Annotated in this window: 21 protein-coding genes; 7 read left to right on the top strand and 14 right to left on the bottom strand. The window is 56.3% G+C overall.

From position 1 onward, the window contains the following. Window positions 1-55 precede the first annotated feature (55 nt). The 3 genes from fixJ to ACSQ3H_RS29255 form a co-directional block, all read right to left on the bottom strand. Window positions 56-670, bottom strand: a complete 615-nt coding sequence (gene fixJ / locus ACSQ3H_RS29245; protein WP_436120821.1) for a response regulator FixJ — start codon at window positions 668-670, stop codon at window positions 56-58. Beyond that, window positions 666-2,111: a PAS domain-containing sensor histidine kinase gene (locus tag ACSQ3H_RS29250; protein WP_436120822.1), complete on the bottom strand. Its 1,446-nt coding sequence runs from the start codon at window positions 2,109-2,111 to the stop codon at window positions 666-668. The genes fixJ and ACSQ3H_RS29250 overlap by 5 nt, the downstream gene beginning before the upstream one ends. 296 nt (window positions 2,112-2,407) lie before the next feature. Then, entirely contained in the window at window positions 2,408-2,587 is a 180-nt protein-coding gene (locus tag ACSQ3H_RS29255) for a hypothetical protein (protein WP_436120544.1), read from the bottom strand. A gap of 38 nt (window positions 2,588-2,625) precedes the next feature. Between ACSQ3H_RS29255 and ACSQ3H_RS29260 the strand changes: the two genes are divergently transcribed. The 6 genes from ACSQ3H_RS29260 (at window position 2,626) to ACSQ3H_RS29285 (ending at window position 10,426) form a co-directional block, all read left to right on the top strand. Beyond that, window positions 2,626-3,138, top strand: a complete 513-nt coding sequence (locus tag ACSQ3H_RS29260; protein ID WP_436120545.1) for a hypothetical protein — start codon at window positions 2,626-2,628, stop codon at window positions 3,136-3,138. A 228-nt stretch (window positions 3,139-3,366) separates the two neighbouring features. Further along, entirely contained in the window at window positions 3,367-4,341 is a 975-nt protein-coding gene (locus ACSQ3H_RS29265; RefSeq protein WP_436120546.1) for a GAF domain-containing protein, read from the top strand. Window positions 4,342-4,532: 191 nt separating this feature from the next. After that, the gene (gene adh, locus ACSQ3H_RS29270) at window positions 4,533-6,050 is read left to right on the top strand and encodes an aldehyde dehydrogenase (RefSeq protein WP_436120547.1); all 1,518 of its coding nucleotides are present in this window, start codon (window positions 4,533-4,535) and stop codon (window positions 6,048-6,050) included. A gap of 75 nt (window positions 6,051-6,125) precedes the next feature. Beyond that, window positions 6,126-6,464 (top strand): DUF779 domain-containing protein, encoded by a 339-nt coding sequence (locus tag ACSQ3H_RS29275; protein WP_436120548.1) that lies wholly within the window; start codon window positions 6,126-6,128, stop codon window positions 6,462-6,464. Window positions 6,465-6,587: 123 nt separating this feature from the next. Then, window positions 6,588-8,540, top strand: a complete 1,953-nt coding sequence (gene acs, locus ACSQ3H_RS29280; RefSeq protein WP_436120549.1) for an acetate--CoA ligase — start codon at window positions 6,588-6,590, stop codon at window positions 8,538-8,540. 332 nt (window positions 8,541-8,872) lie between these two features. Continuing rightward, window positions 8,873-10,426, top strand: a complete 1,554-nt coding sequence (locus ACSQ3H_RS29285) for a Fic family protein (protein WP_436120550.1) — start codon at window positions 8,873-8,875, stop codon at window positions 10,424-10,426. A gap of 5 nt (window positions 10,427-10,431) precedes the next feature. Here the strand turns inward: ACSQ3H_RS29285 and ccoS are convergent, their stop codons facing one another. The 9 genes from ccoS to ACSQ3H_RS29330 form a co-directional block, all read right to left on the bottom strand. Further along, window positions 10,432-10,599: a cbb3-type cytochrome oxidase assembly protein CcoS gene (gene ccoS, locus ACSQ3H_RS29290; RefSeq protein ID WP_436120551.1), complete on the bottom strand. Its 168-nt coding sequence runs from the start codon at window positions 10,597-10,599 to the stop codon at window positions 10,432-10,434. Continuing rightward, window positions 10,596-12,869 (bottom strand): cation-translocating P-type ATPase, encoded by a 2,274-nt coding sequence (locus ACSQ3H_RS29295; protein ID WP_436120552.1) that lies wholly within the window; start codon window positions 12,867-12,869, stop codon window positions 10,596-10,598. The genes ccoS and ACSQ3H_RS29295 overlap by 4 nt, the downstream gene beginning before the upstream one ends. Before the next feature lie 4 nt (window positions 12,870-12,873). Further along, complete coding sequence (locus tag ACSQ3H_RS29300) at window positions 12,874-13,662, bottom strand: DUF2189 domain-containing protein (protein ID WP_436120553.1); 789 nt, start codon at window positions 13,660-13,662, stop codon at window positions 12,874-12,876. 41 nt (window positions 13,663-13,703) lie between these two features. Further along, window positions 13,704-13,892, bottom strand: a complete 189-nt coding sequence (locus ACSQ3H_RS29305; protein WP_436120554.1) for a hypothetical protein — start codon at window positions 13,890-13,892, stop codon at window positions 13,704-13,706. Next, the gene (gene ccoP, locus ACSQ3H_RS29310; protein WP_436120555.1) at window positions 13,889-14,794 is read right to left on the bottom strand and encodes a cytochrome-c oxidase, cbb3-type subunit III; all 906 of its coding nucleotides are present in this window, start codon (window positions 14,792-14,794) and stop codon (window positions 13,889-13,891) included. Before ccoP ends, ACSQ3H_RS29305 begins: the two co-directional genes overlap by 4 nt. Next, complete coding sequence (locus ACSQ3H_RS29315; RefSeq protein WP_436120556.1) at window positions 14,785-14,958, bottom strand: cbb3-type cytochrome c oxidase subunit 3; 174 nt, start codon at window positions 14,956-14,958, stop codon at window positions 14,785-14,787. The genes ccoP and ACSQ3H_RS29315 overlap by 10 nt, the downstream gene beginning before the upstream one ends. 1 nt (window position 14,959) lies before the next feature. Further along, the gene (gene ccoO / locus ACSQ3H_RS29320) at window positions 14,960-15,691 is read right to left on the bottom strand and encodes a cytochrome-c oxidase, cbb3-type subunit II (protein ID WP_436120557.1); all 732 of its coding nucleotides are present in this window, start codon (window positions 15,689-15,691) and stop codon (window positions 14,960-14,962) included. Window positions 15,692-15,693: 2 nt separating this feature from the next. Continuing rightward, window positions 15,694-17,352 carry a cytochrome-c oxidase, cbb3-type subunit I gene (gene ccoN, locus ACSQ3H_RS29325; RefSeq protein ID WP_436120558.1) on the bottom strand — a complete coding sequence of 553 codons (1,659 nt, stop codon included), beginning with the start codon at window positions 17,350-17,352 and terminating at the stop codon, window positions 15,694-15,696. 248 nt (window positions 17,353-17,600) lie between these two features. Beyond that, entirely contained in the window at window positions 17,601-18,413 is an 813-nt protein-coding gene (locus tag ACSQ3H_RS29330) for a cation transporting ATPase C-terminal domain-containing protein (protein ID WP_436120559.1), read from the bottom strand. 58 nt (window positions 18,414-18,471) lie between these two features. On the opposite strand from ACSQ3H_RS29330, the gene ACSQ3H_RS29335 reads away from it, so the two are divergent. After that, window positions 18,472-19,832 (top strand): IS3 family transposase gene (locus ACSQ3H_RS29335; RefSeq protein WP_436116471.1). Its coding sequence is split into 2 segments (ribosomal slippage): window positions 18,472-18,952 and window positions 18,952-19,832, totalling 1,362 coding nucleotides; the frame shifts between segments, so codons are not numbered across the junction. Between the two features lie 12 nt (window positions 19,833-19,844). Here the strand turns inward: ACSQ3H_RS29335 and ACSQ3H_RS29340 are convergent. Both ACSQ3H_RS29340 and ACSQ3H_RS29345 read right to left on the bottom strand, forming a co-directional pair. Next, window positions 19,845-20,222: a hypothetical protein gene (locus ACSQ3H_RS29340; RefSeq protein ID WP_436120560.1), complete on the bottom strand. Its 378-nt coding sequence runs from the start codon at window positions 20,220-20,222 to the stop codon at window positions 19,845-19,847. 69 nt (window positions 20,223-20,291) lie between these two features. Beyond that, window positions 20,292-21,623, bottom strand: coding sequence for a cation-translocating P-type ATPase (locus ACSQ3H_RS29345; RefSeq protein ID WP_436120561.1), 1,332 nt, complete (start codon window positions 21,621-21,623; stop codon window positions 20,292-20,294). Between the last annotated feature and the right edge of the window lie 215 nt (window positions 21,624-21,838).

The raw sequence follows: 21,838 nt of genomic DNA on the forward strand, positions 1-21,838 counted from the left end.
TTTCGAGGGTGCGCATTGCGCTAAGTCAAATCAGCGGATAGACCGCATTGAATAGTCAATTGATATCGAGCTTCACACTGAGCGCCATTCGTACAAGTTCCGGCAAGCTCCTCGCTTTCATTTTTGCCATTACGTTGGCACGATAGACCTCAACCGTACGTGGACTGATATTCAGATCATAGGCGATGGTTTTGTTGGCAAGACCTGCCACCACGCCTGAAAGGACTTGCTTTTCGCGGTAGGTCAACTCCTCCAACCGCGCTTGGATGGCCGAAGTATCATCCAATTCATCGGCCGTTTCCGTTAATTGTGCCGCCGCCCGCTTTACCGCTTCAATCAAGACTTCGTCTTCAAACGGCTTTTCTATGAAGTCCAAAGCCCCGGCCTTCATGGCTTCCACGGCCATCGGCACATCTCCATGCCCCGTTATAACGATAGAGGGAATATGAAGCTCGGCAGATTTCAAGTTGCGCAACAATTCCACGCCGTTCATGTCTGGCATGCGCAAATCTGTAACCAGGCAGCCATTGCGGATTGTCGGCGCGGTCGCAAGAAATCCTGTTGCCGACTCGTGCACGCGGACGGTGAAGCCGGACATGGTCAGCAAGAACGCGAGAGACTTTCTGACGGCCTCTTCATCGTCCACAACGTGGACAGTGTAGTCGTCAATCGTCATTTGGGTGCTTATCCTCAATTGCCGGAAGCGTGAAGCGGAATGTAGTACCCCCGCTCTCGTTCTTCCTTACCGTTATTCCGCCACCATGTGACTCGACAATCCGCTTGGAGATCGACAGACCGACCCCCATGCCGCCAGGTTTGGTGGTCATGAAGGGCTTGAACAGCTGCGCGGCGATCTCGTCGGGAATGCCCGCTCCAGTATCGGCAACCTCGACCACGACCCACCCATTCTCGTCCAAACTCGTTTGCACAAGCAGTTCACGTTTTTCACTGTCCCGCATCGCTTCCATGGCATTGCGCATCAGGTTGATCAAGACCTGTTGGATTTGCACACCGTCAACCATGACGAACTTGGCTTTGGAACCGAACTCGAACACTGACCTGATACCACGTTCGCGCGAACCCACGAGTGCCAGCGCACCAGCTTCCTCAACCAGCTTGCGGATGTCTTCCTGCGCCTTGTCGGTTTCGCCGCGTGTCACGAATTCCCTTAGATGCCTGATAATCTGGCCCGCACGCAAGGCTTGCCTCGAGGTCTCTTCCAGAGCCTCGCGCATTTTCGATGCGAGGGCATCGTCCATGTCGCGCAATAGTCGTGTACACCCCTGGGCATAGTTGGCTATGGCAGATAGCGGCTGATTGAGTTCATGGGCCAGCGTCGAAGCCATTTCCCCCAGCTCGTTGAGCCGCGCCAGCCGTGCCAGCTCGCCCTGGATTTCCTGCAGCCGAGCTGCGGATTCTTCGCGCTCCGTTAGATCCCGAATAAATCCGGTGAAGAAGACTTGATCTCCCGTCTTTATCTCTCCGACTGCAAGTTTCATCGGAAACGTCGAACCATCCTTGCGTTTGCCGACGACGACGCGATCGATGCCGATGATCCGTTTTTCCCCTGTTTGCAGATACCTGCTTATGTAACTGTCGTGCTCGCGTTGGTAGGGTTCGGGCATCAGGATACGGACATTCCGGCCGACGACCTCAGCCTCCGTGTAGCCGAACTGGCGGACTGCTGCAGCGTTGAATGATGTGATTGTTCCGTCCTTTTCAATGACAACCGTTGCGTCGAGCACCGTGTCCAGAATCGACCGGAGATGCGCTTCGCGAGCATCAAGGTCGCTCACCGTCTTGTCGGTAACCCGCCGCGCGTGATGAAGCAGTCCTCCCATCCAAGCGATTATCAAACCGATGACAATTAGAATGCCAAACTCCACCACATTTTGCGAGTGATTGAAGTGGACTCCGCCCAAGTAAAGCGACGAGATCAACGAGAAGCAGACGGCCGCCAATCCCGGTCCAATTCCTCCTGCGATCGAAGCGATGAGAATTGAGGGAATGAACAGAATAAAAATCGCGCGATCCTGAAGCAGATCCTGCATCGCCAATCGAATTAGCAAGGCGGCTAGGACTGCTGCAGCCGCGAGGACATAACCTTTCATCCCCTCAAAACGGGAGGAGAGGGCGGCTTGCAGGAACCGTCCCCGGACGCCGGGTATGTCACGTGCGGGCATGGTTGTATCGCGGTCCCGGATTAAATGAGGAGTCATACTTTCCGGCAACACACAGCAACATAAATGCGTTCTTTTCAACAACAAACAGAATCATTAGGCTACGGTTAATGTGGGCATACAACTTCTGGCCACAGGCCGACACTCGTTGCGTACATGACCTAACCGCATGATGCCCGTTATTCTTTGGTCAGAGGGGGCAAGGTCTCTCGGATGGTGGTGCGTTTTCAGGGTCGTTCAACGAGGGTGATCCGGTAGGTGCGGATCGTCCCGCCGCCACGAATTGAAATGTATTCGCCCCAGAGGAAATGTTCGCCGCTCCACTGAAGTGCGAGCTCGTCGTCGCAGGTCTCCATCCGCGTATTCGAAATACCATTGGCCTCCAGGCTTGCGGCCCAGCCGGCCATACAGGTCCGCTGCCCCGGGCTGGACCGGAGACCACATCATGCCGCGCAAAAGCGTCTTGTGCATCATCGGGACAGATCGTTGTGACCGTGACATCATGAACGCGATCAACTTCTGCAACGAGCTGAATGCCCATCTGAGCGTGCTGGTCGCGGGATTGGCACCCGTCCCGATGGGGGAAGCGGGACGCTTCTTCCAGATGGACACTGGAGCGGGAGGCAAACGTTGCTGCTGTCAAGACACGCGAGCGACGGGTCAGATGTGCGTCGAGTTCGACAATATCTCGGCAACCAACCACTGGCAGAGCGTAGGCGTCACGGGACACTACGATGAGCTGCCAAAGGATCGTGAACACTTCGACGAACGTCTTGCCGCCTACGAGCTTCTTGGCAAGACAGCTGAGTGGTGGGAACCCGCCTGCGTAAAGACGGTCGTCCATGACCATGTTCGGGAAATGGAGCCAGTTTATTTTCGCATTCTGATCACTGAGAAGACAGGACACAAAGCGAAAAAGGTGGGAATTGTTCAAACAATCGGTGCCCCTGCCACTTGATTTGAATTGTTGATCTCGATCATTGCGACCCGCAGCCGGTCCTATAGGGATACAAGGCAGAAGCTGGCAATCTGATTGCATCTCCGGAGGGATTTGAAATCATGATGCGGGTGGCCGTCGAATTGGCTTCTTCTTATTGGAGCTAATAGACAGGCTTGACGTGACGTCGAACTGCCTTAGGCTGATAGCGGACGATCGGCGGGTCGTCCTGGACTTCGGGAGGAGACCATGGGAACGCAGCATGACGGCTTACACGCCGACCATATTCAATCTGCGCTTTCCGGGAGCGCTGCTGCTCAGTCGGCGCTCATTGCCTCATGGCGGCGATCCATGCGGCTCTATGGTCTGAATCCTGGTGAGGGCACACTGCCAAGCGTTCTGACGGATCGTGAACTGAAAGAGGCACGCGAGCGGCTCGGTTCCCTGATCCACACTGCACAGGCCAGTCTTGACCGGCTCCATTCGGCCGTTGGCGGCGCAGGCTGCTGTGTGCTTCTGGCCGACAAGGATGGTGTGCCGGTCGACCGACGCGGTTCTGCCTCCGATAATGAAACCTTCTACAGGATGGGCCTTTGGACCGGAGCGGTGTGGAGCGAGGAAAGCGAAGGGACCAATGGGATCGGTACTGCGCTTGCCGAGCAGCGGGCCCTGACCATTCACCGTGATCAGCATTTCCGCAGCAGAAATACTGGCCTGTCCTGCACGGTAGCCCCGATCTTCGATCATCGCGGCCGCTTGATGGCGGCAATTGATGTCTCTTCAGCCCGTTGGGACTTGACGGACGATTTCGTCAAGCTGGTTTCGGTTGCCGTTGTTGACGCTGCGCGGCGGGTGGAGGCTGAAAATTTCCGGTTGGCGTTTCCCAAGGCACGAATTGTCCTGGCTCAACGAGCAGAAGACGCCATGAATGAGCGCGCCATCCATGCGCTGATCGCGGTCGACGAGGATGATCTCGTCGTCGGTGCTTCGCGCTCCGCTCGCCATCTCCTTGGACTGACGGATGAAGCGCTGAGTAAACCACTGCCAGCCTCTGATCTTCTGGGCCAGCACACCAGCGTCGAGCGTGACTATGCCACCGCCGAACGCGGGGCCATCCAGCGCGCCCTGGCGCACAACGGGGGAAATGTATCGGCTGCCGCTACTGATTTGGGCATCAGCCGCGCCACCTTGCATCGCAAACTGAAACGGCTCGGTCTTTCCTGAGGACTTTTTCCATTCCGCTGATTTGTGCGCCTGATTTGTCGCAAAACTGCGACAGATCGGGAGTGATGCTGTTTTGCCGGGGCTGACACAATAGCTATATCGCGCGATTCTCACTTCCGATGCTGCAGGAGGCAGCGTCTTAGCACAGGCGATCTCGCACGAGCGTGCAGCAGCGCCAGGGAGGAAGTTTTATGAACAAGGTAGAATTCAACCGCACAATCAAGCCCAATTTCAAGAAGCGCTATGGCAATTTCATCGGCGGCAAATTCGTCGAACCGAAAGCCGGGCGCTATTTCGAAGACACATCGCCTGTGAACGGTCAGGTTCTTTGTGAAATCGCCCGTTCCGATGCAAGTGACGTCGAGGCTGCGCTCGATGCGGCGCATGCTGCAAAAGAGGCCTGGGGCCGTACAAGCCCGGCCGAACGCAGTGTCATCCTCAACAGGATCGCGCAGGTAATGGAAGACAATCTCGATGTGCTTGCTCAGGCCGAAACCTGGGACAATGGCAAGCCGATCCGCGAAACGACCGCCGCCGATCTGCCGTTGGCCATCGACCACTTCCGCTATTTCGCCGGAGCGATCCGCGCCCAGGAAGGTGGAGTTTCCGAAATCGATCATGACACCGTGGCGTATCATTTTCACGAGCCGCTCGGCGTCGTTGGCCAGATCATTCCCTGGAATTTCCCCATCCTGATGGCCGTATGGAAACTGGCTCCGGCATTGGCTGCAGGCAACTGCGTTGTGCTGAAGCCTGCGGAACAAACCCCTGCGTCGATCCTGGTGCTCGCCGAACTGATCGCGGATATCCTGCCGCCCGGCGTGCTCAACATTGTCAATGGTTTCGGGCTGGAAGCAGGCAAGCCGCTGGCATCGAGTCCACGCATTGCCAAGATTGCCTTCACCGGCGAAACGACGACTGGCCGCCTGATCATGCAATATGCCAGCCAGAACCTCATTCCTGTCACGTTGGAGCTTGGGGGCAAGTCGCCCAACATCTTCTTCAAGGATGTGACTGCCGAGGACGATGACTTCTTCGACAAGGCGATCGAAGGTTTTGTCATGTTCGCGCTCAACCAGGGCGAGGTGTGCACCTGTCCAAGCCGCGCGCTGATCCATGAATCCATCTATAACAAGTTCATGGAGCGCGCGCTGAAGCGGGTCGAGGCAATCGTGCAGGGCGATCCATTGGATCCAGCAACAATGATCGGCGCACAGGCATCCAGCGAACAGCTGGAGAAGATCCTCTCCTATATCGACATCGGCAAGCAGGAAGGTGCCGAGGTGTTGACCGGCGGCGGGCGCAACGTTCTCGCCGGCGATCTGGCGGGCGGCTATTATGTCAAGCCGACCGTGTTCAGGGGCCATAACCGCATGCGCATCTTCCAGGAGGAGATCTTCGGCCCTGTGGTCTCGGTGACAACCTTCAAGGACAATGACGAGGCACTGTCGATCGCCAATGACACCTTGTACGGTCTGGGAGCCGGCATCTGGAGCAGGGACGCCAATACCTGCTACCGCTTCGGCCGGGCGATCCAGGCAGGGCGGGTCTGGACCAACTGCTACCATGCCTATCCGGCGCATGCCGCGTTCGGCGGCTACAAGCAGTCGGGCATCGGACGGGAAAACCACTTGAAGATGCTGGACCATTACCAGCAGACCAAGAGCATGCTTGTCAGTTACAGCCCCAAGAAGCTCGGCTTCTTCTAAAGGCCCTCACCAGAGCCGAACCGTCGATGGCGCTTCCGCAGCGCCGCCGACAACTTTTCTGGGAGGGGAACAAAGATGGAAGACAAGGTCAGTGCCACTCCGGCAGCTCTTGAGCTGATCGCAACATTGCAGTCGGAATATGGCCCGATCCTGTTCCACCAATCCGGCGGCTGTTGCGATGGATCATCACCCATGTGCTATGCGCAAGGCGACTTCATCATCGGCGACCGGGATGTTTGCCTCGGTGAAATCGGTGATGCGCCGGTCTATATCAGCGCATCGCAATATGACGTCTGGAAGCACACGGAACTGATTATCGATGTCGTGCCGGGCCGTGGCGGCATGTTCTCGCTCGATAACGGCCGGGAAGTGAGATTCCTGACGCGGTCACGGGTTTGCAACGTTCCTGGATAGCGTCAAATTTTAAATATCGTTCATTCGAATACCCCGGCGGTTGGAGCAGTCGATTTCAGCTTTGAATATAATTTGACTGAATCCAGCGGCTTGCCAAGAGACAACAGATTCTGGAGGAAATGGATGTCCGAGAAGGTTTATCCCGTGCTGGCAAGCGCGAAGAAAAACGCGCTCATCGACAATGATACCTATCTCAACTGGTACAAGCAGAGCATCAAGGACCCGGAGAAATTCTGGGGCAAGCACGGCAAGCGCATCGACTGGTTCAAGCCTTTCACCAAGGTCAAGAACACCTCGTTCGAGGGCAAGGTCGCGATCAAGTGGTTCGAGGACGGCGTCACCAACGTCTCTTACAACTGCATCGACCGCCATTTGAAGAAGCGCGGCGACCAGGTCGCGATCATCTGGGAAGGCGACAATCCCTATCTCGACAACAAGATCACCTATAACCAGCTCTACGAACAGGTCTGCCGTCTCGCCAATGTGCTGAAGAAACATGGTGTCAAGAAGGGCGACCGCGTTACCATCTATATGCCGATGATCCCGGAAACATCCTATGCGATGCTTGCCTGCACCCGTATCGGCGCCATCCATTCCGTCGTCTTCGGCGGCTTCTCGCCGGATGCGCTGGCCGGACGCATTGTCGACTGCGAATCCACCTTCGTCATTACCTCGGATGAAGGCATGCGGGGCGGCAAGCCGATCCCGCTGAAGGATAATACCGACAAGGCGATCGATATTGCCGCCAAGCACCATGTCATGGTCAAGAACGTGCTTGTCGTGCGCCGTACCGGTGGCAAGACCGGCTGGGCACCCAACCGTGATCTCTGGTATCACGAGGAAATCGCCAGCGTTAAGCCGGAATGCAAGCCGGAGAAGATGAAGGCGGAAGATCCGCTGTTCATCCTCTATACCTCCGGATCAACCGGCAAACCGAAGGGTGTCCTCCACACCACCGGCGGCTATCTCGTCTATGCTTCGATGACGCATCAATACGTCTTCGATTACCATGATGGCGATATCTATTGGTGCACTGCCGATGTCGGCTGGGTCACCGGCCATTCGTATATCGTCTATGGACCGCTCGCCAATGGCGCAACGACACTGATGTTCGAGGGCGTTCCCAATTACCCGTCCGTATCGCGCTTCTGGGAGGTCATCGACAAGCACAAGGTCAATATCTTCTACACCGCCCCGACCGCCATCCGCGCGCTGATGAGCGCCGGTGACGAGCCGGTCAAGAAGACCTCACGCGAGTCTCTGCGTATCCTCGGTACCGTCGGTGAGCCGATCAATCCGGAAGCCTGGGAATGGTATTACCAGGTCGTTGGCGACAAGCGCTGTCCCGTCGTCGATACCTGGTGGCAGACGGAAACAGGGGGCATCCTGATCACGCCATTGCCCGGTGCGACGGCGCTGAAGCCCGGCTCAGCCACGCGGCCCTTCTTTGGTGTTCAGCCACAGCTTGTCGACAATGAAGGCAATGTGCTTGAAGGAGCCGCCGACGGCAATCTCTGCATCACCGATGCCTGGCCGGGTCAGATGCGCACGGTCTATGGCGATCACAAGCGCTTCATCGAGACCTACTTCTCCACCTATAAGGGCAAATACTTTACAGGTGACGGCTGCCGCCGCGACAAGGACGGCTATTACTGGATCACCGGCCGCGTCGATGATGTGCTCAATGTTTCCGGTCACCGCATGGGCACGGCGGAAGTGGAATCCGCGCTTGTCTCGCACGATACGGTTTCGGAAGCTGCTGTGGTCGGCTACCCGCACGACCTCAAGGGACAAGGCATTTACTGCTATGTCACGCTGATGGCCGGTCTTGAGGGCACTGATGATCTGCGCAAGGACCTCGTTGCGCATGTGCGCAAGGAGATCGGCCCGATCGCCACGCCCGACAAGATCCAGTTCGCTCCGGGCCTGCCGAAGACCCGGTCGGGCAAGATCATGCGCCGCATCCTGCGCAAGATCGCCGAGGATGATTTCGGCGCGCTCGGCGATACCTCGACCCTCGCCGATCCGGCGGTTGTCGAGGACATGATTGCCAACCGCCAGAACAAAAGATCCTGAGCGCAAGGGGAGCGGCAAGTCCATGCAACGACCGTGCTTTGTTCATTGCGCCAAATCAAGCGCGCATTTTTTTAGCTAGACTTCACTTTCGACCTTAGGAACCAATACTAAGCGGTTCACGACTTTGGTCATAGATTTTCGACCGGAAGCTTGGATCCGCGCGATTGCTAAAGTTGGCGACGTTATCAAATGGTTTATCGACCTTCACAGTCGAGAATAAACGCTTTTCGACTTGGGTAATCAATTTTCGATTTAATTGAAAATCAACCTTGACCTTCTATATTAATTGCTATTCGATAGTAGTAATCGCTTTTCGACTTAAAGGAAACGTAGTGCAAATTGAGACACCGCGAATATTTCAAGAACGGACCGTGCCGCGCGATTCGAAACTTGTGGGCCTTTCGGCACTTGTTCATACCTTCAACCTTGAAGCACCTGTACGAAGTCCTTCCTGCGCCATTGAAGCTTACGTGAAAGGTTCAAGAAGGCAGGAGGACGGCTGGACGGTGTTTGACAAACGCTTCACTCCAAAGGACACCCTAGCAGGCCACCTAGCATTTGCCTTGAGACATGAAACGATCGATCTTCTCATACTGACGCGTTTGTTTGCTATTCTTCCAAAGACGGACATTGAAGCCATTGTTCGATCCGAACCCACCGGGTCTATCGCACGCCGCATCTGGTTTTTCTATGAATGGCTGACAAAAAGCCAACTTGACTTGCCTGACGCAGCTCAAGGTAACTATGTTGACGCGACAGATCCGAAGCAATATTTCACAACCGCTCCCACAAACTCGACCCGCCACCGCGTCCGCGACAATATGTTGGGCGTTCCCGATTATTGTCCCATCATCAGAAGAACGCAGACCCTGGATGACGATGTGGGTAATCGTTGGGACATGCAGGCCAAAGAACTGATCGGCCCCATAAACAAAGGGATCATCGCGCGGGCCGCAAGCTTCCTGCTGCTGGCCGACAGTCAAGCCTCGTATCAGATAGAGGGAGAGCGTCCACCACGCAATCGCTTGGAAAGGTGGATGAGAGCCGTCGCGCAAGCGGGGAAACGGCCTCTCTCAATTGAGGAGATCGTCCGGCTGCAACACATCGTCATCGAAGAAACAAGATTCATCAAGCCCGGTCTTCGGGAAGAGGATGGTTTCATCGGTGATCGTGACTGGGATAACAACCCATTGCCGGAGTTCGTATCCGCCAAGCACCAGGATATTCCCAGCCTTTTGACGGGAATCATAGCCGCAAGCACCAAGATGTCCAACCGTGGACTTGATGCCGTGTTGCAGGCCACAGCAGTCGCCTTCGGATTTGTCTTCGTCCACCCATTCATAGACGGAAACGGCAGGCTTCACCGATACCTTATTCATCATGTTTTGGCGGAGCGCGGGTTTACCCCCAATGGACTGACCTTCCCGGTTTCGTCGGTACTGCTTGACCGGGAGGAAGAGTACGCACGGCATTTGCGGGACTTCACTGGTCCACTCATGTCAGCCATCGAGTGGGTGCCGACGCAACAAAAAAATGTTCACGTGACAAACGATACTGCCGATCTCTATCGGTACGGTGACTACACTGAATTGGCGGAATTCCTGTACCAATGCGTGATCAGGACGATCAAGGAGGATCTCCCGCGAGAGATTTCCTATCTTAAGTCTTACGACGCGGCGAAAAAACAACTCCAGGACATGATAGAAATGCCTGATGCCATGGTCAGCAAGTTGATCATGATGATCGTTCAAAATGAAGGTCGATTGGCGAAGAAACGCCGCGCCAAGGAGTTCGCTGTGTTGACGGACGACGAAGTGACCACAGTGGAAACAATCGTCGGAGATGCCTTCCAGATTGACGCATCCGAAAATGCAAATAGCTTCTAGCAAACTCACTCGGTCCAAGCCGCCTCGGAAGGCTTGTCATCATCATAGAGAATGCGCTCGGATGCGCCGTCCAAGTCTTCATACTGCCCGTTCTTGAGAGACCAAAGAAACAGAAGCAGTCCTGCCAGACCGAGCGCAAGGGAAACGGGAATCAAGTAAAAGAAGTCGCTCATTTTGCCAATCGCCCCAATGGCAACTTGAAGCTCAATGGCTTTGTCGTGCCCTGCATCGGCTCACCTTTGAGCCTCAGGGCGTTGGCGACGACCACTATGGATGACAAGGACATGGCAATCGCCGCGACAAAGGGAGTTGCATGACCGAGGATTGCCACGGGCAGCGCCACCACATTGTAGCCTATGGCGATGACGAAGTTCTGCCGGATCAGTTTCCCGGCATCCCGCGAAACCCGGTAAGCAAGGAAAACCGTCTCGAGGCTGTCTTGAAGAAAGACAAAGTCGGCATTGTTGCGGCCGACATCAGCAGCATTCGCCGGAGCCATGGATACATGTGCGGCCATGAAGGCCGGGGCATCGTTCAGACCGTCGCCGATCATCAAGACCTTTCGCCCTTGCTTTGTCAGCATTCTTATTCGCTCAAGCTTCCCGCCCGGCAGGATGCCGGCCATGTAGTTCGGAATGCCGAGCTGATCGGCAATTTCACGCACCGTGGGTTCACTGTCGCCGGATATTATCTCCACGGCAATTCCGGCCTTACGCAATTTCTCGACGAGGGAATGCGCGCCTGGCCGGAGTCTGTCGGAGAAAACGAATGACGCGAGCTTTCGCCCATCGCAAGAAAATACCGTCTCGGCCGGAATTTGCCCGCCATCGTCCTTACGCGCGAATGCCGCTCGCCCGAGCCGATAGACCTTCCCTTGAGAAATGCCTTCCAATCCGAGGCCGGGAAATTCCTGTACTTGGTCAAAGTGAAACCCGGAATGGCTCTTTACGTGTGGCGCGGTCACGTGAATTGCCTGTGCGCTCGGATGGCGCGAATGGGAAGCAAGCTCCACAGCCATCGAGAGGGCCGCGCGGTCAATCTCGTCGATATTCGTGACCTGCATTTGCCCCAGCGTGAGCGTACCCGTCTTGTCGAAGACGACGGTGTCGATCTCATTGAGACGTTCCATGGCCGACCCGTCTTTGACCATGATCCTGCTTTCGAAGAGCCGGCGTGCAGCCATGACCTGGACCATCGGCACCGCAAGACCGAGTGCGCAAGGGCAGGTGACGATCAAAACAGCGATGGCGACTGTCGCGGCCTGATGCACATCGCCTTGAAAAATCATCCAGCCCACGAAGCTGAGGAGCGACGTCAAGTGAACCGCCGGCGCGTAAAGACGGGAGGCGCGGTCGGCGATACGCCGATAAACCGACTTGCCGGATTCGGCGGATTCCATCAGCCGGATCATTTCTGCGAGGAATGAATCTTCGGCGACTGCTTTGGCAACAACCGCCAGCGATCCAGTGATATTCAATGTTCCGGCCTGCAGGGCTGCACCCGATTCAACTTGGCGTGGCGCGCTTTCGCCTGTTACGAGCGAGAAGTCGATGTCGGAGATACCGCGCTCAACTTCACAATCGACGGGAACTCGTTCGCCGGCTGTAATCAACAGACGCGTCCCCGGCCTGATCTCTTTCAACGGAAGGTATTCATATTCGCCGTCAGCGTTGATCGTCATCGCACCCCGAGGCGATAGTTGTGCGAGCCCTTTCACCGCGGTCCGCGTCCGCTCCCGCATCACGTAATCCAGCGTGCGCCCGATCAGCAGGAAGAACACCAATGACGTTGCGGCATCGAAATAGGCGTGTTCATAGCCGTGATAGGTGTCGTAGAGGCTGAGGGCGAAGGCCGCGGCGATGCCGATGGAAATCGGTACATCCATATTGGTCTGTCCATGCCTGAGCGCGCGCCAAGCGGATTCGTAGAATACGCGTCCAGAGTAAAGGAGCGCGGGCAGAGCAATGCCGGCACAAATCCAATGAAGGATGTTTCGGGTGGAACCTTCCGCGCCCGCCCAGACGGAAACCGACAGCGACATGATGTTCATGGAGGCAAATGCGGCAACTGCCAGGGCCCTGAGCATCTTTGAAAGTTCGCCGTTGGGCTTGGCGGCTTCGGTCGGATCGAAGAGATGCCCATCATAGCCGAGCTGCTTCAGCGCGCCGATTGCATCGGGAGGAGTTCCCCGGTCCGACCAGCGCAGTGCCAACCGTTTGCTCGACAGATTGACCCGCACGTGCTGAACGCCGTCCAGTTTTGCCAGTCCCCGCTCGATCTTGTTGGTACAGCCGCCGCAGTGAATCGAGGGCACGGAGATTTCCGTCTGCAAGATGCCGTCGCCGATGCTCCGGCTTGCCAGCCTGAATTCTTCGGCCGACGGTGAAGACGGGCGAAACGCATCTGCGGAGACAAGCGGCGTTGCGGGGGTGCAGCAGGTCATGTCGCTAATCCGGATCCCGCATCGTCACGTATGCATGCCAGGTCGCGTGACCGAGCAGCGGGAAAATGATGACGAAGCCGATCATTCCCGAAAGCAGCGCGATCACGGAGAGGCTGAGCACGATTGCCCCCCACAGCAGCATCACTGGCAAATTGTTCCAGACGATCGACATGCTCGTTCCCATGGCGGTGAACGCATCGAACTTCTTGTCCAGCACCATTGGGATTGAGAAGACACTGGTGGCAAAGGCGAACGCGGCGAAAATACCGCCGATGGCCATGCCGATCACCAGCATTGCCACGCCGATCGGGGTGCCGAACAGCATGGGGATGATATGGTCCATGCCGGGGAAGGGCCGCCAGCCAAAGAACAGCGCGTAAAGGAGCACGGCGGCGCGCATCCATAGGAGCATCAGTCCCAACAGCACCGCTCCCACGAACAGGACGTGCTGGCTGGTGCCGCGCTCAGGAATAAGCATTGAGGCCAGCGTGACGGGCAACCCCATGGACAGGCGTCGGCTCTTGACGTAGAGGCCTGTCGCGAGCGCCGGGCCAACCACCAGAAATCCCGCCAGCGCCGGAAAGAACGCAAAATCCAGCTGGTAGAAGAGGATTCCCGCGGCGATTGCGAGCGAGATGATTGCCACGCCAGTGCCATATGCAAGACTGGGGAACGGGACCGTCCACAGATCGTGCCAGCCTTGCGCAAACCAGGCGAACGCTTCGCTCGGTGAAAGATGCCTGTCGCGGTCGACGGCCTTTGGCAGAGGCGGAACGGTTACGGGAATTTTCATTGGAAGCCTCTCCCTGTGTCGCTTGACTGTGCGGACTTTACTCAACATGCTGAATCCGCTGCGCGGTACGTGCCGTCTTGCTGGCTTTTGACCTTCAGGTGGTCGACGCAGTCGGGGCGGGACTGAAATGCAACGTAAACCAGATGAATGTTCGCCAGGATGACCACACTCAATCCCAAAGCAACTACGAGAAATATCCAGCGTTTCGGCCGTGCGATGATGATGTTCATGACGCGCCTCCCGCCGTCGTCTCGGCTCGGTTTTTCCTTAAATCGAGAAGATAAAGCGTGATGATCTTGATCTGCGCAGGCGTGAGACGTGCACCCCAGCTCGGCATGTGGCCCTGGCGACCGGAAAAGATGGTTTGGTAGATGTCGCCGCGGCTTCCTCCGTAAATCCAATATTGGTCGCTAAGGTTGGGAGCACCGCTCTCGACCAAGCCTTTGGCGTCTTTGCCATGACAGGCGACGCAATTGGTGACGAAGAGGTCTTTTCCCTTCGCAATATCTTCCTTGTTTTTGTCGGTGACCATGGCGGGGTCGGAAAGTGACGTCACAAAGCCAGCCAGCAGCGAAACCTGTTCCTGCGTCAACATCCCATCGCGGCCAAAGGCTAGCATTTGGGAAACCCGTGTGTTGGGATCGGCACCATTGATGCCGTCTGTCACAGTCTGCAACACCGTTTGGGGATCGTCGCCCCATAGCATGGGTGACTCTGCGATGTTGGGGAAGCCCTTGTTGCCCCTTGCGTTCGCCCCATGGCAGGCCGCGCAGTTGTCGCCGAACAGCGTGCGCCCGTCCTCGCGGACAGTGCGCATCAAATCGGTGTCGGACTGGATTTGTGCGAGATCTTCCTTTTCGATCCGGGTCATCCAGTTCGCGCGTTCTGCGGTGGCCTCTTTGATCGATTTGGCAACAGCCTGCTTCTGATCAACTCCGAGCAGCCCTTTGAAATACCCGGTCCCATACGGCCAGCTCGGCATCAGAAGGGTCCAGCCCAGCGCGAAGACGCCCATGGTGATGAGAAAAAAGTACACAGGTCTCGGAACCGGTGTGTTCAGTTCCTTGATGCCGTTCCATTCATGCCCGGTCGTTTGATGGCCAGTGAATGGGTCACGTTCGCCTACAGACATGGCCTATCCTCTTCGTCGGATATCACCGCTTCCGCGGCATGTTCAAAAGGCTTCTTGTTCGACGGCCAGTAGGTGTAGACCAACACACCGATCGACATGGCGATCAGGTAGAACAGTCCGAATGATTTGGAAAAACCCGTCAGCATCTCATGATCAATTGTCATTTCACTCCACCTCGTTTTGCGGCGTGGTATGGGCGGCGTCTGTCAGGTGTCCGAGCACCTGAAGGTAGGCCACCAGCGCATCCATTTCGGTGACGGAGCCCTGATTGCCGTCAAACAGGCTCACATCCGTCTTCTCGCCATATCGCTCGAACACGCCAGTGGCCAAATCCGTGTCCGGGTTGGCTTGGCCGACGGCGTCCTTCGGCGCATTGGCGATCATGTCATCGGTGTAGGGCACGCCCACCGCCCGCAATGCTGCCAGATGCTCGCCAAGGTCACCCGTCTCCAACTGGTTGCGCAGCAGCCAGCGATAGGCAGGCATGTTGGACTCCGGAACCACGTCACGCGGGTTGTTGAGGTGTACAGTCATCCAGTCGTTGGAATATTTCCCCCCGACGCGGGCCAGATCCGGTCCCGTTCGCTTCGAGCCCCACAGCATGGGATGATCATATTTCGACTCTACCGCCAGTGAATACGGACCGTATCTCTCCACCTCGTCGCGCAACGTGCGGATCATCTGGGAATGGCAGGCATAACAACCTTCCCGGATGTAGATGTTGCGGCCGGCGACCTCGAGCGGCGTGTAGACGCGCATGTCGGGGGCTTTTTCGACGGTCTCGTCGATCGTGAACAGCGGGGCGATTTCGATGACGCCGCCGATGCTGGCGACGACAATGATGGCAAGGACAAAGCCGATTGCATTGCGCTCAAGTCGATAGTGAAAATTGAACATGTTTATTCTCCGGCCTGGGCGACTGGTGTCGCGGGCCGCAGGCCCAAAGGAATGTCGGAAGCGGATTCGGATGAGACAGGTACAGGGGACCGGATCGTCATCACGATATTGTAGAGAGCAATCACCGCGCCCGACAGGAACAGCAATCCGCCGAATGTGCGGGCTATATAGTAGGGATGCATGGCGACTAGCGAGTCGACAAAGGAATAACTCAAGGTGCCACTATCATTGTAGGTCCGCCACATCAGACCCTGGATCACGCCGGAATTCCACATCGCGAAGACGTAGACAATCGTTCCGGACAAGGCTAGCCAGAAGTGCCATTCGACCAGCTTGGCCGAATAAAGTGCTGGGCGTTTCCATAGCCAAGGCGTCAGTGCATAAAGCGAGCCGTACGTGATCATGGCGACCCAACCGAGCGCGCCGGCATGAACGTGGCCGATGGTCCAATCGGTGTAGTGGGAGAGTGAGTTGACGGCGCGAATTGCCATGAAGGAGCCCTCGAACGTGGCGAGGCCGTAGAAGATCGCAGCCAGCATCATGAAACGAAGTACGGCATCATCACGCACCTTGTGCCAGGCTCCGTTGAGCGTCAGCAGCGCATTTCCGGCCGATGCCCAGGACGGAACGAGCAGGACCACTGAGAACGCCATGCCAAGGCTCTGAACCCAGTGGGGGAGGGCCGTGTAATGGAGGTGGTGCGAACCCGCCCACATATACATGAAGGTGATGCCCCAGAAGCTGATGATCGAAGTTCTGTAGGAATAGATCGGACGACCTGCTCGTTTAGGAAGGTAGTAATACATCATTCCAAGGAAGCCGGCGGTCAGGAAGAAGGCGACGGCGTTGTGGCCGTACCACCATTGCGTCATGGCATCCTGAACGCCGGAGAACAGCGAATAGCTTTTGGCGTGTCCGAAGGAGATGGGAACGGCGAGGTTGTTGATGATGTGCAGGAGGGCGACGACCAGGATGAAGGCCATGTAGTACCAATTGGCCACGTAGATATGCGGCTCCTTGCGGCGCAGAAGCGTGCGAATGTAGATCGAGAAATAAACCACCCAGACGACGACCAGCCAGATGTCGGCATACCACTCCGGCTCGGCATATTCCTTCGATTGGGTGATGCCCATGAGGTAGCCGCTCGCGGCGAGCACGCAGAACAGGTTATAGCCAAGCAGCACGAACCATGGGCTGAACTGATCCGGTAGGCGCGCGCGGGTTGTTCTTTGAAGAACATGAAACGATGTGGCGATCAGGGCGTTGCCGCCGAAGCCGAAAATCACGCCACTGGTGTGGACCGGGCGCAGACGACCAAAGCTCGCCCACGCGGCGTTAATGGTCAGTTCCGGCCAGGCCAGCAAGGCGGCGACCCATACGCCGACGAGCATGCCGATCACCCCCCAGATTAACGTTAGGATGATACCGACCTTGCTGGGCTCGTCATAATACTCGGAGAGCCGCGTTGCAGAAGGCTCTGGAGCGTCGTAGGCGCGCAGCAACGCGACGGCACCTGCCGTGGCGCTGAATGTGATGACCCAACCGTGCGTCCCGATGAGGTCACCGCGCCCGGCGGCGGCCATCGCCAAACCAAGACAAAGAAGGATTAGGAACGTAAACGCTGCAAGAACGCGCTCATTGCCCGTCAATTGTGAAATCACTTCGATTACCCCCGCGATAATGAAAGCCCTGTCGCATCGATTGGTTTGGCTGTGATCAGTCCGATCCGCTCTTGCGTCATGTGTAGACTCTGTTGAGAGCAACCTAGCGTGCCGCCCAATCTCTTCTTTGATCCATGTCAAAGAGCCCGGACTTATATTGCGGCCGCCATTGATGAGCCTTACGCGCATTCTTCAGCGACCAACCGAGAACCGGACGGGTTGGGACATCCTGTTTCGGGGGTCCGTGCTCAAATGATGTGTACTCTTGCCGCGTCGCGCGTAGGAGAAACGTGTGTGCCAGAGAAGAACCAATGCTTCGTGGCTTCGGATGCGATGAGATACATGATGGTAATAGCAAAGAGCCCGGCCATTATCGGCAGCGGCAATGGCACGAATCCGAACCAAGCCGCGTACGGCAATGTAGGCGTCGCGACAGCTACCAAGAAAGTTCCCGCCGTCATCCAGACGAGGAGGGCGCTAGGCCGACTTTGCCAAAAAGCCTTTCTGGTGCGAACGACGAGAACGATCGCCAGCTCGGTGATAAGGGACTCAATGAACCAGGCAGTCTGGAACGTCTGGGCCGTCGCGTGGGTAACAAAAATCAAGAAGCCAAATGTCATGAAATCAAAGAAGCTGCTGACGAGGCCAAAGGTCAGCATGAAGCGCCGGACAAAGGCAATGTCCCAATGTCTTGGCGTCCTGGTCTGATCTTCATCGACATTGTCGGTCGAGATGGCCAGCGAGGGCAAGTCCGATAGGAAATTGTTCAGGAGTATCTGTTTGGCAAGCAAGGGGAGGAACGGCAAAAACAGGGAGGCCAGCGCCATGCTCACCATGTTGCCAAAATTGGCGCTGGTCGTGATCGAAATGTATTTCATCGTGTTGGCGAAGGTTTTCCTGCCATCATCGACGCCACGCCCGAGCACGCCAAGATCGCGTTCAAGCAGAATGATGTCGGCTGCCTCCCGTGCAACATCGACCGCGCTGTTGACGGAAACGCCGACGTCGGCTGCGTGCAGGGCGGGCGCATCGTTGATACCGTCGCCGAGATATCCGGCCACGTGGCCCCGGCTTTTGAACTGACCCCCGAAAGTTGGACACCAACTTCCGGGGGTTTGCATGTTGAGATATAGCGAAAGTTTGAAGCTATCGATTATTAGCCGGTGCGTGAACGAGAACGAGAGTTACCGTGCGGCAGGCCGGCCTTATGGTATCGATCATTCTACTGTTCGCAGATGGGTAGCGCGCTACAAGGCGCATGGTGCTGTTGGCATTACGAAGAAGAAGCTGAAGCACTACGATGCAGATTTCAAACTATCAGTGCTGCAGCGGATGTGGGAGGATGGTTTGTCCTATCGTCAGACGGCAGTGCTGTTCAATATTCACGGTTCTCAGTGTATACCGGATTGGGAGAAGTGCTATGAGATCGGCGGGATTGATGCATTGACTCCGCGCCGCAGAAGAAAGCCTCGATCGATGCCCGAGCCGCCGGTGCCTAAAGAACCAGACGTTCCACAGAGCGACGAGGCCAAGAGCCGCGAAGAGTTGCTGGCGGAGTTAAATTATCTGCGCATGGAGAACGCCTATCTAAAAAAACTGAAGGCCTTAACGCAAGAACAACCAGTGCTCAGAAAGCACAAATCGTCCAAGCGTTAAGGCCGCTTTATCCATTTGATGAGGTGCTTAAACTGGCAGGCCTTGCCCGCAGTACCTTTTACTACCGGCAGAAAAGATCATCACTGACGAGCAGGTATGCCGCGCTCAAGGAGAAGGTCAAGGCTATCTTCGAGGCTCATAAAGGCCGCTACGGCTATCGTCGGGTAACTGCGGCAATCCGACAGCTCGGGCAAAAGGTCAATCACAAGACGGTACAACGCCTGATGACTGAGATGGGATTGAAGTCGCTGGTGCGTCCGAAGAAATATCGATCATATAAAGGCGGCGCTGGCCAGGTTGCCCCGGACCTGCTCCAGCGGCAATTCACTGCGCACGGAGCCAATCAGAAATGGGTGACCGACGTAACGGAATTCCATGTGAGCGGTGAGAAGCTTTATCTCTCGCCAGTCATGGACTTATTCAACGGCGAAATCGTCGCCTTTGAAACTGCAACGCGACCTGACTTCAAGCTAGTGGAAAGCATGGTGACCAAGGCATTGAGCCGGTTGGGAAACAACGAACGACCAATCCTGCACTCCGATCAAGGGTGGCAATATAAGATGCCGGTCTATCAGCGTCGGCTTCGAACGCACAACATTACCCAGAGTATGTCACGCAAAGGAAACTGCCTCGACAATGCCGCCATGGAAAGTTTCTTCGCCGTGCTCAAATCCGAGTTCTTCTACCTCAGCCGCTTTGACACCATCCAGAGCCTACGGGATGGTCTCAGTGACTATATCCATTATTACAATCATCATCGCATAAAGCTGAAACTGAAAGGACTGAGCCCTGTGCAATACAGAACCCAGTCCTTATTATCCTAGCCCATCAACCGTCTAACCTTTTGGGGTCAGTTCACTTTGCGGGGCCTCGACAATCCGCTCTTTCTGATTGGGATCGATCTCGACAAAGAGGTCTGTTTTTGAGGCAACTGCAAAGAGAGCATTCTTGGTCATGCGCGCCAGCTGCTGACCTGTGATGATATTCTTGTTGGCAAGACCGATCGACTCGGCGAGATGCGCCGCCACGTAGCGGTTGTCGCCAGTGATGACCTTGATGCCAATGCCTCTTCTGGCCAGCGAGGCAAGCGTTTCGGCCATACCTTGCTTCGGCGGATCGAGGAAAAGCAGAAAGCCCGCAAAACAAAGATCTGTCTCGTCTTGCCGCGTGAACGCCCGATCCGGACTGAGCCGGCGGATTGCAAGGCCGAGCACGCGATAGCCTTGACCGCTCCACGTCTTGAATCTCGTCTCAATCTCTGCACGGATGCGGGCGTCGATCGGTTAGAGGCTGTTGCTAACCAGAACAGATGTGCAAGCTTCCAAGACATTTTGGACCGCGCCCTTGCAGATGACCAGATTTGCGTTGGTCTCTGGCTCCCGGACAATGACGGAAAGACGCTTTCGTATGAAGTCGTAGGGGATCTCGTCGACCTTGGCATAATGCGCAAGACAATCCGTTGCGTCTTCGGCGTTGGCGATAGACTCATCGAGAGGGTTTTTTAGCCCTGTCTGCAAGGTTGCATTCAACCTGGCCCAAAGTGCCACCTGCTGCGACTCTTTTCCCTCCACATCGAGACACCCGTCCAGGTGTATGACGCCTTCCGTGAGAGTGCCCGTCTTGTCAGTGCAAAGCAGATCCATGCTGCCGAGGTTTTCGATCGCATCGAGCCGCCGGACCACCACGCCGGCCTTGGCCATCGCCCGCGCGCCTCGCGCCAACGTGACACTTATGATTGCGGGCAGAAGTTCGGGCGTCAGGCCCACGGCTAATGCCAGGGAGAAGAGCAGGGAATCGATCAGCGGGCGATGGAGAAGAAGGTTTGCAAAAAGGACCAGGATAACGATCGCCAGCATGATTTCAGTCATGAGATAACCGAAGCGACGGATGCCTCTTGCAAATTCGGTTTCCGGAATTCGCCGCTCGATGACAGCGGCGATGCTGGCGAACTCGGTTCGACTTCCCGTCTTGACGACGAGAACCGTCGCGGTCCCGCTGCGAACCGATGTACCTGTAAAGACGCTGTTGCTGCGGGCCGCAAGGCCCGCTCCTACGTCTGATATGCCTGGCGATTTCGCTGCCGGAAAGGTCTCGCCCGTGAGCGCCGACTCGCTCACGTTGAAGTCGCGGGCTTCCAGAATGATGCCGTCTGCCGGAATAAGGCTTCCGGCCGAAAGATGGAGGACGTCTCCCGGTACAATGTCGCTCGCCAATACGCTGATTTCGGCTCCGTCCCGCAGGACCGTCGCCTTGTGGGCCACAACCTCTCTTAAGGCCTGTACTGCTTTCGAGGCACCGTATTCCTGGGTAAAGCTCAACAGGCAACTCGCCAGGACGATGGCGGTGATGATGATTGACTCATGCCCCTCACCGACGACGGCTGACATGCCTGCGGCAAAGACTAGAATGAGCACAAGAGGACTGCGAAACTGACGTGCCAGCGTGGCAATTGCAGTTGTTCCCGAGACGCCAGTGAAAGAATTGGGACCGACCGTGGTCAGTCTCTTTCTTGCTTCTGTCGAGGAAAGTCCCTTTGATGTTGTCGCGAGTTCACCTATCAACTGGCCTGCAGGGCGAGACCAATATGCATCGCCGAGGGGGGTATCCTTGGTCATTTTAGATTCTGGTGCCGATCGGAATAGCATTCGATGCACAGCTTTCACGTTCAAAGAGGGATTTAGTTCCCATCGTCGGAGCTCTTACCGATAGTCTTCCCGCGGACGGCGGCATTGATCCGTATCAAGTTTGCCCAAGGACCACCGTCCTTTGATGCCGATCAAAGATGAAGATGAGTTAATGTGCATGATCCAGCGCAAGTCATAAGGAAGTT

This window comes from Phyllobacterium sp. LjRoot231, from assembly GCF_964253365.1.
Lineage (GTDB): Bacteria > Pseudomonadota > Alphaproteobacteria > Rhizobiales > Rhizobiaceae > Phyllobacterium.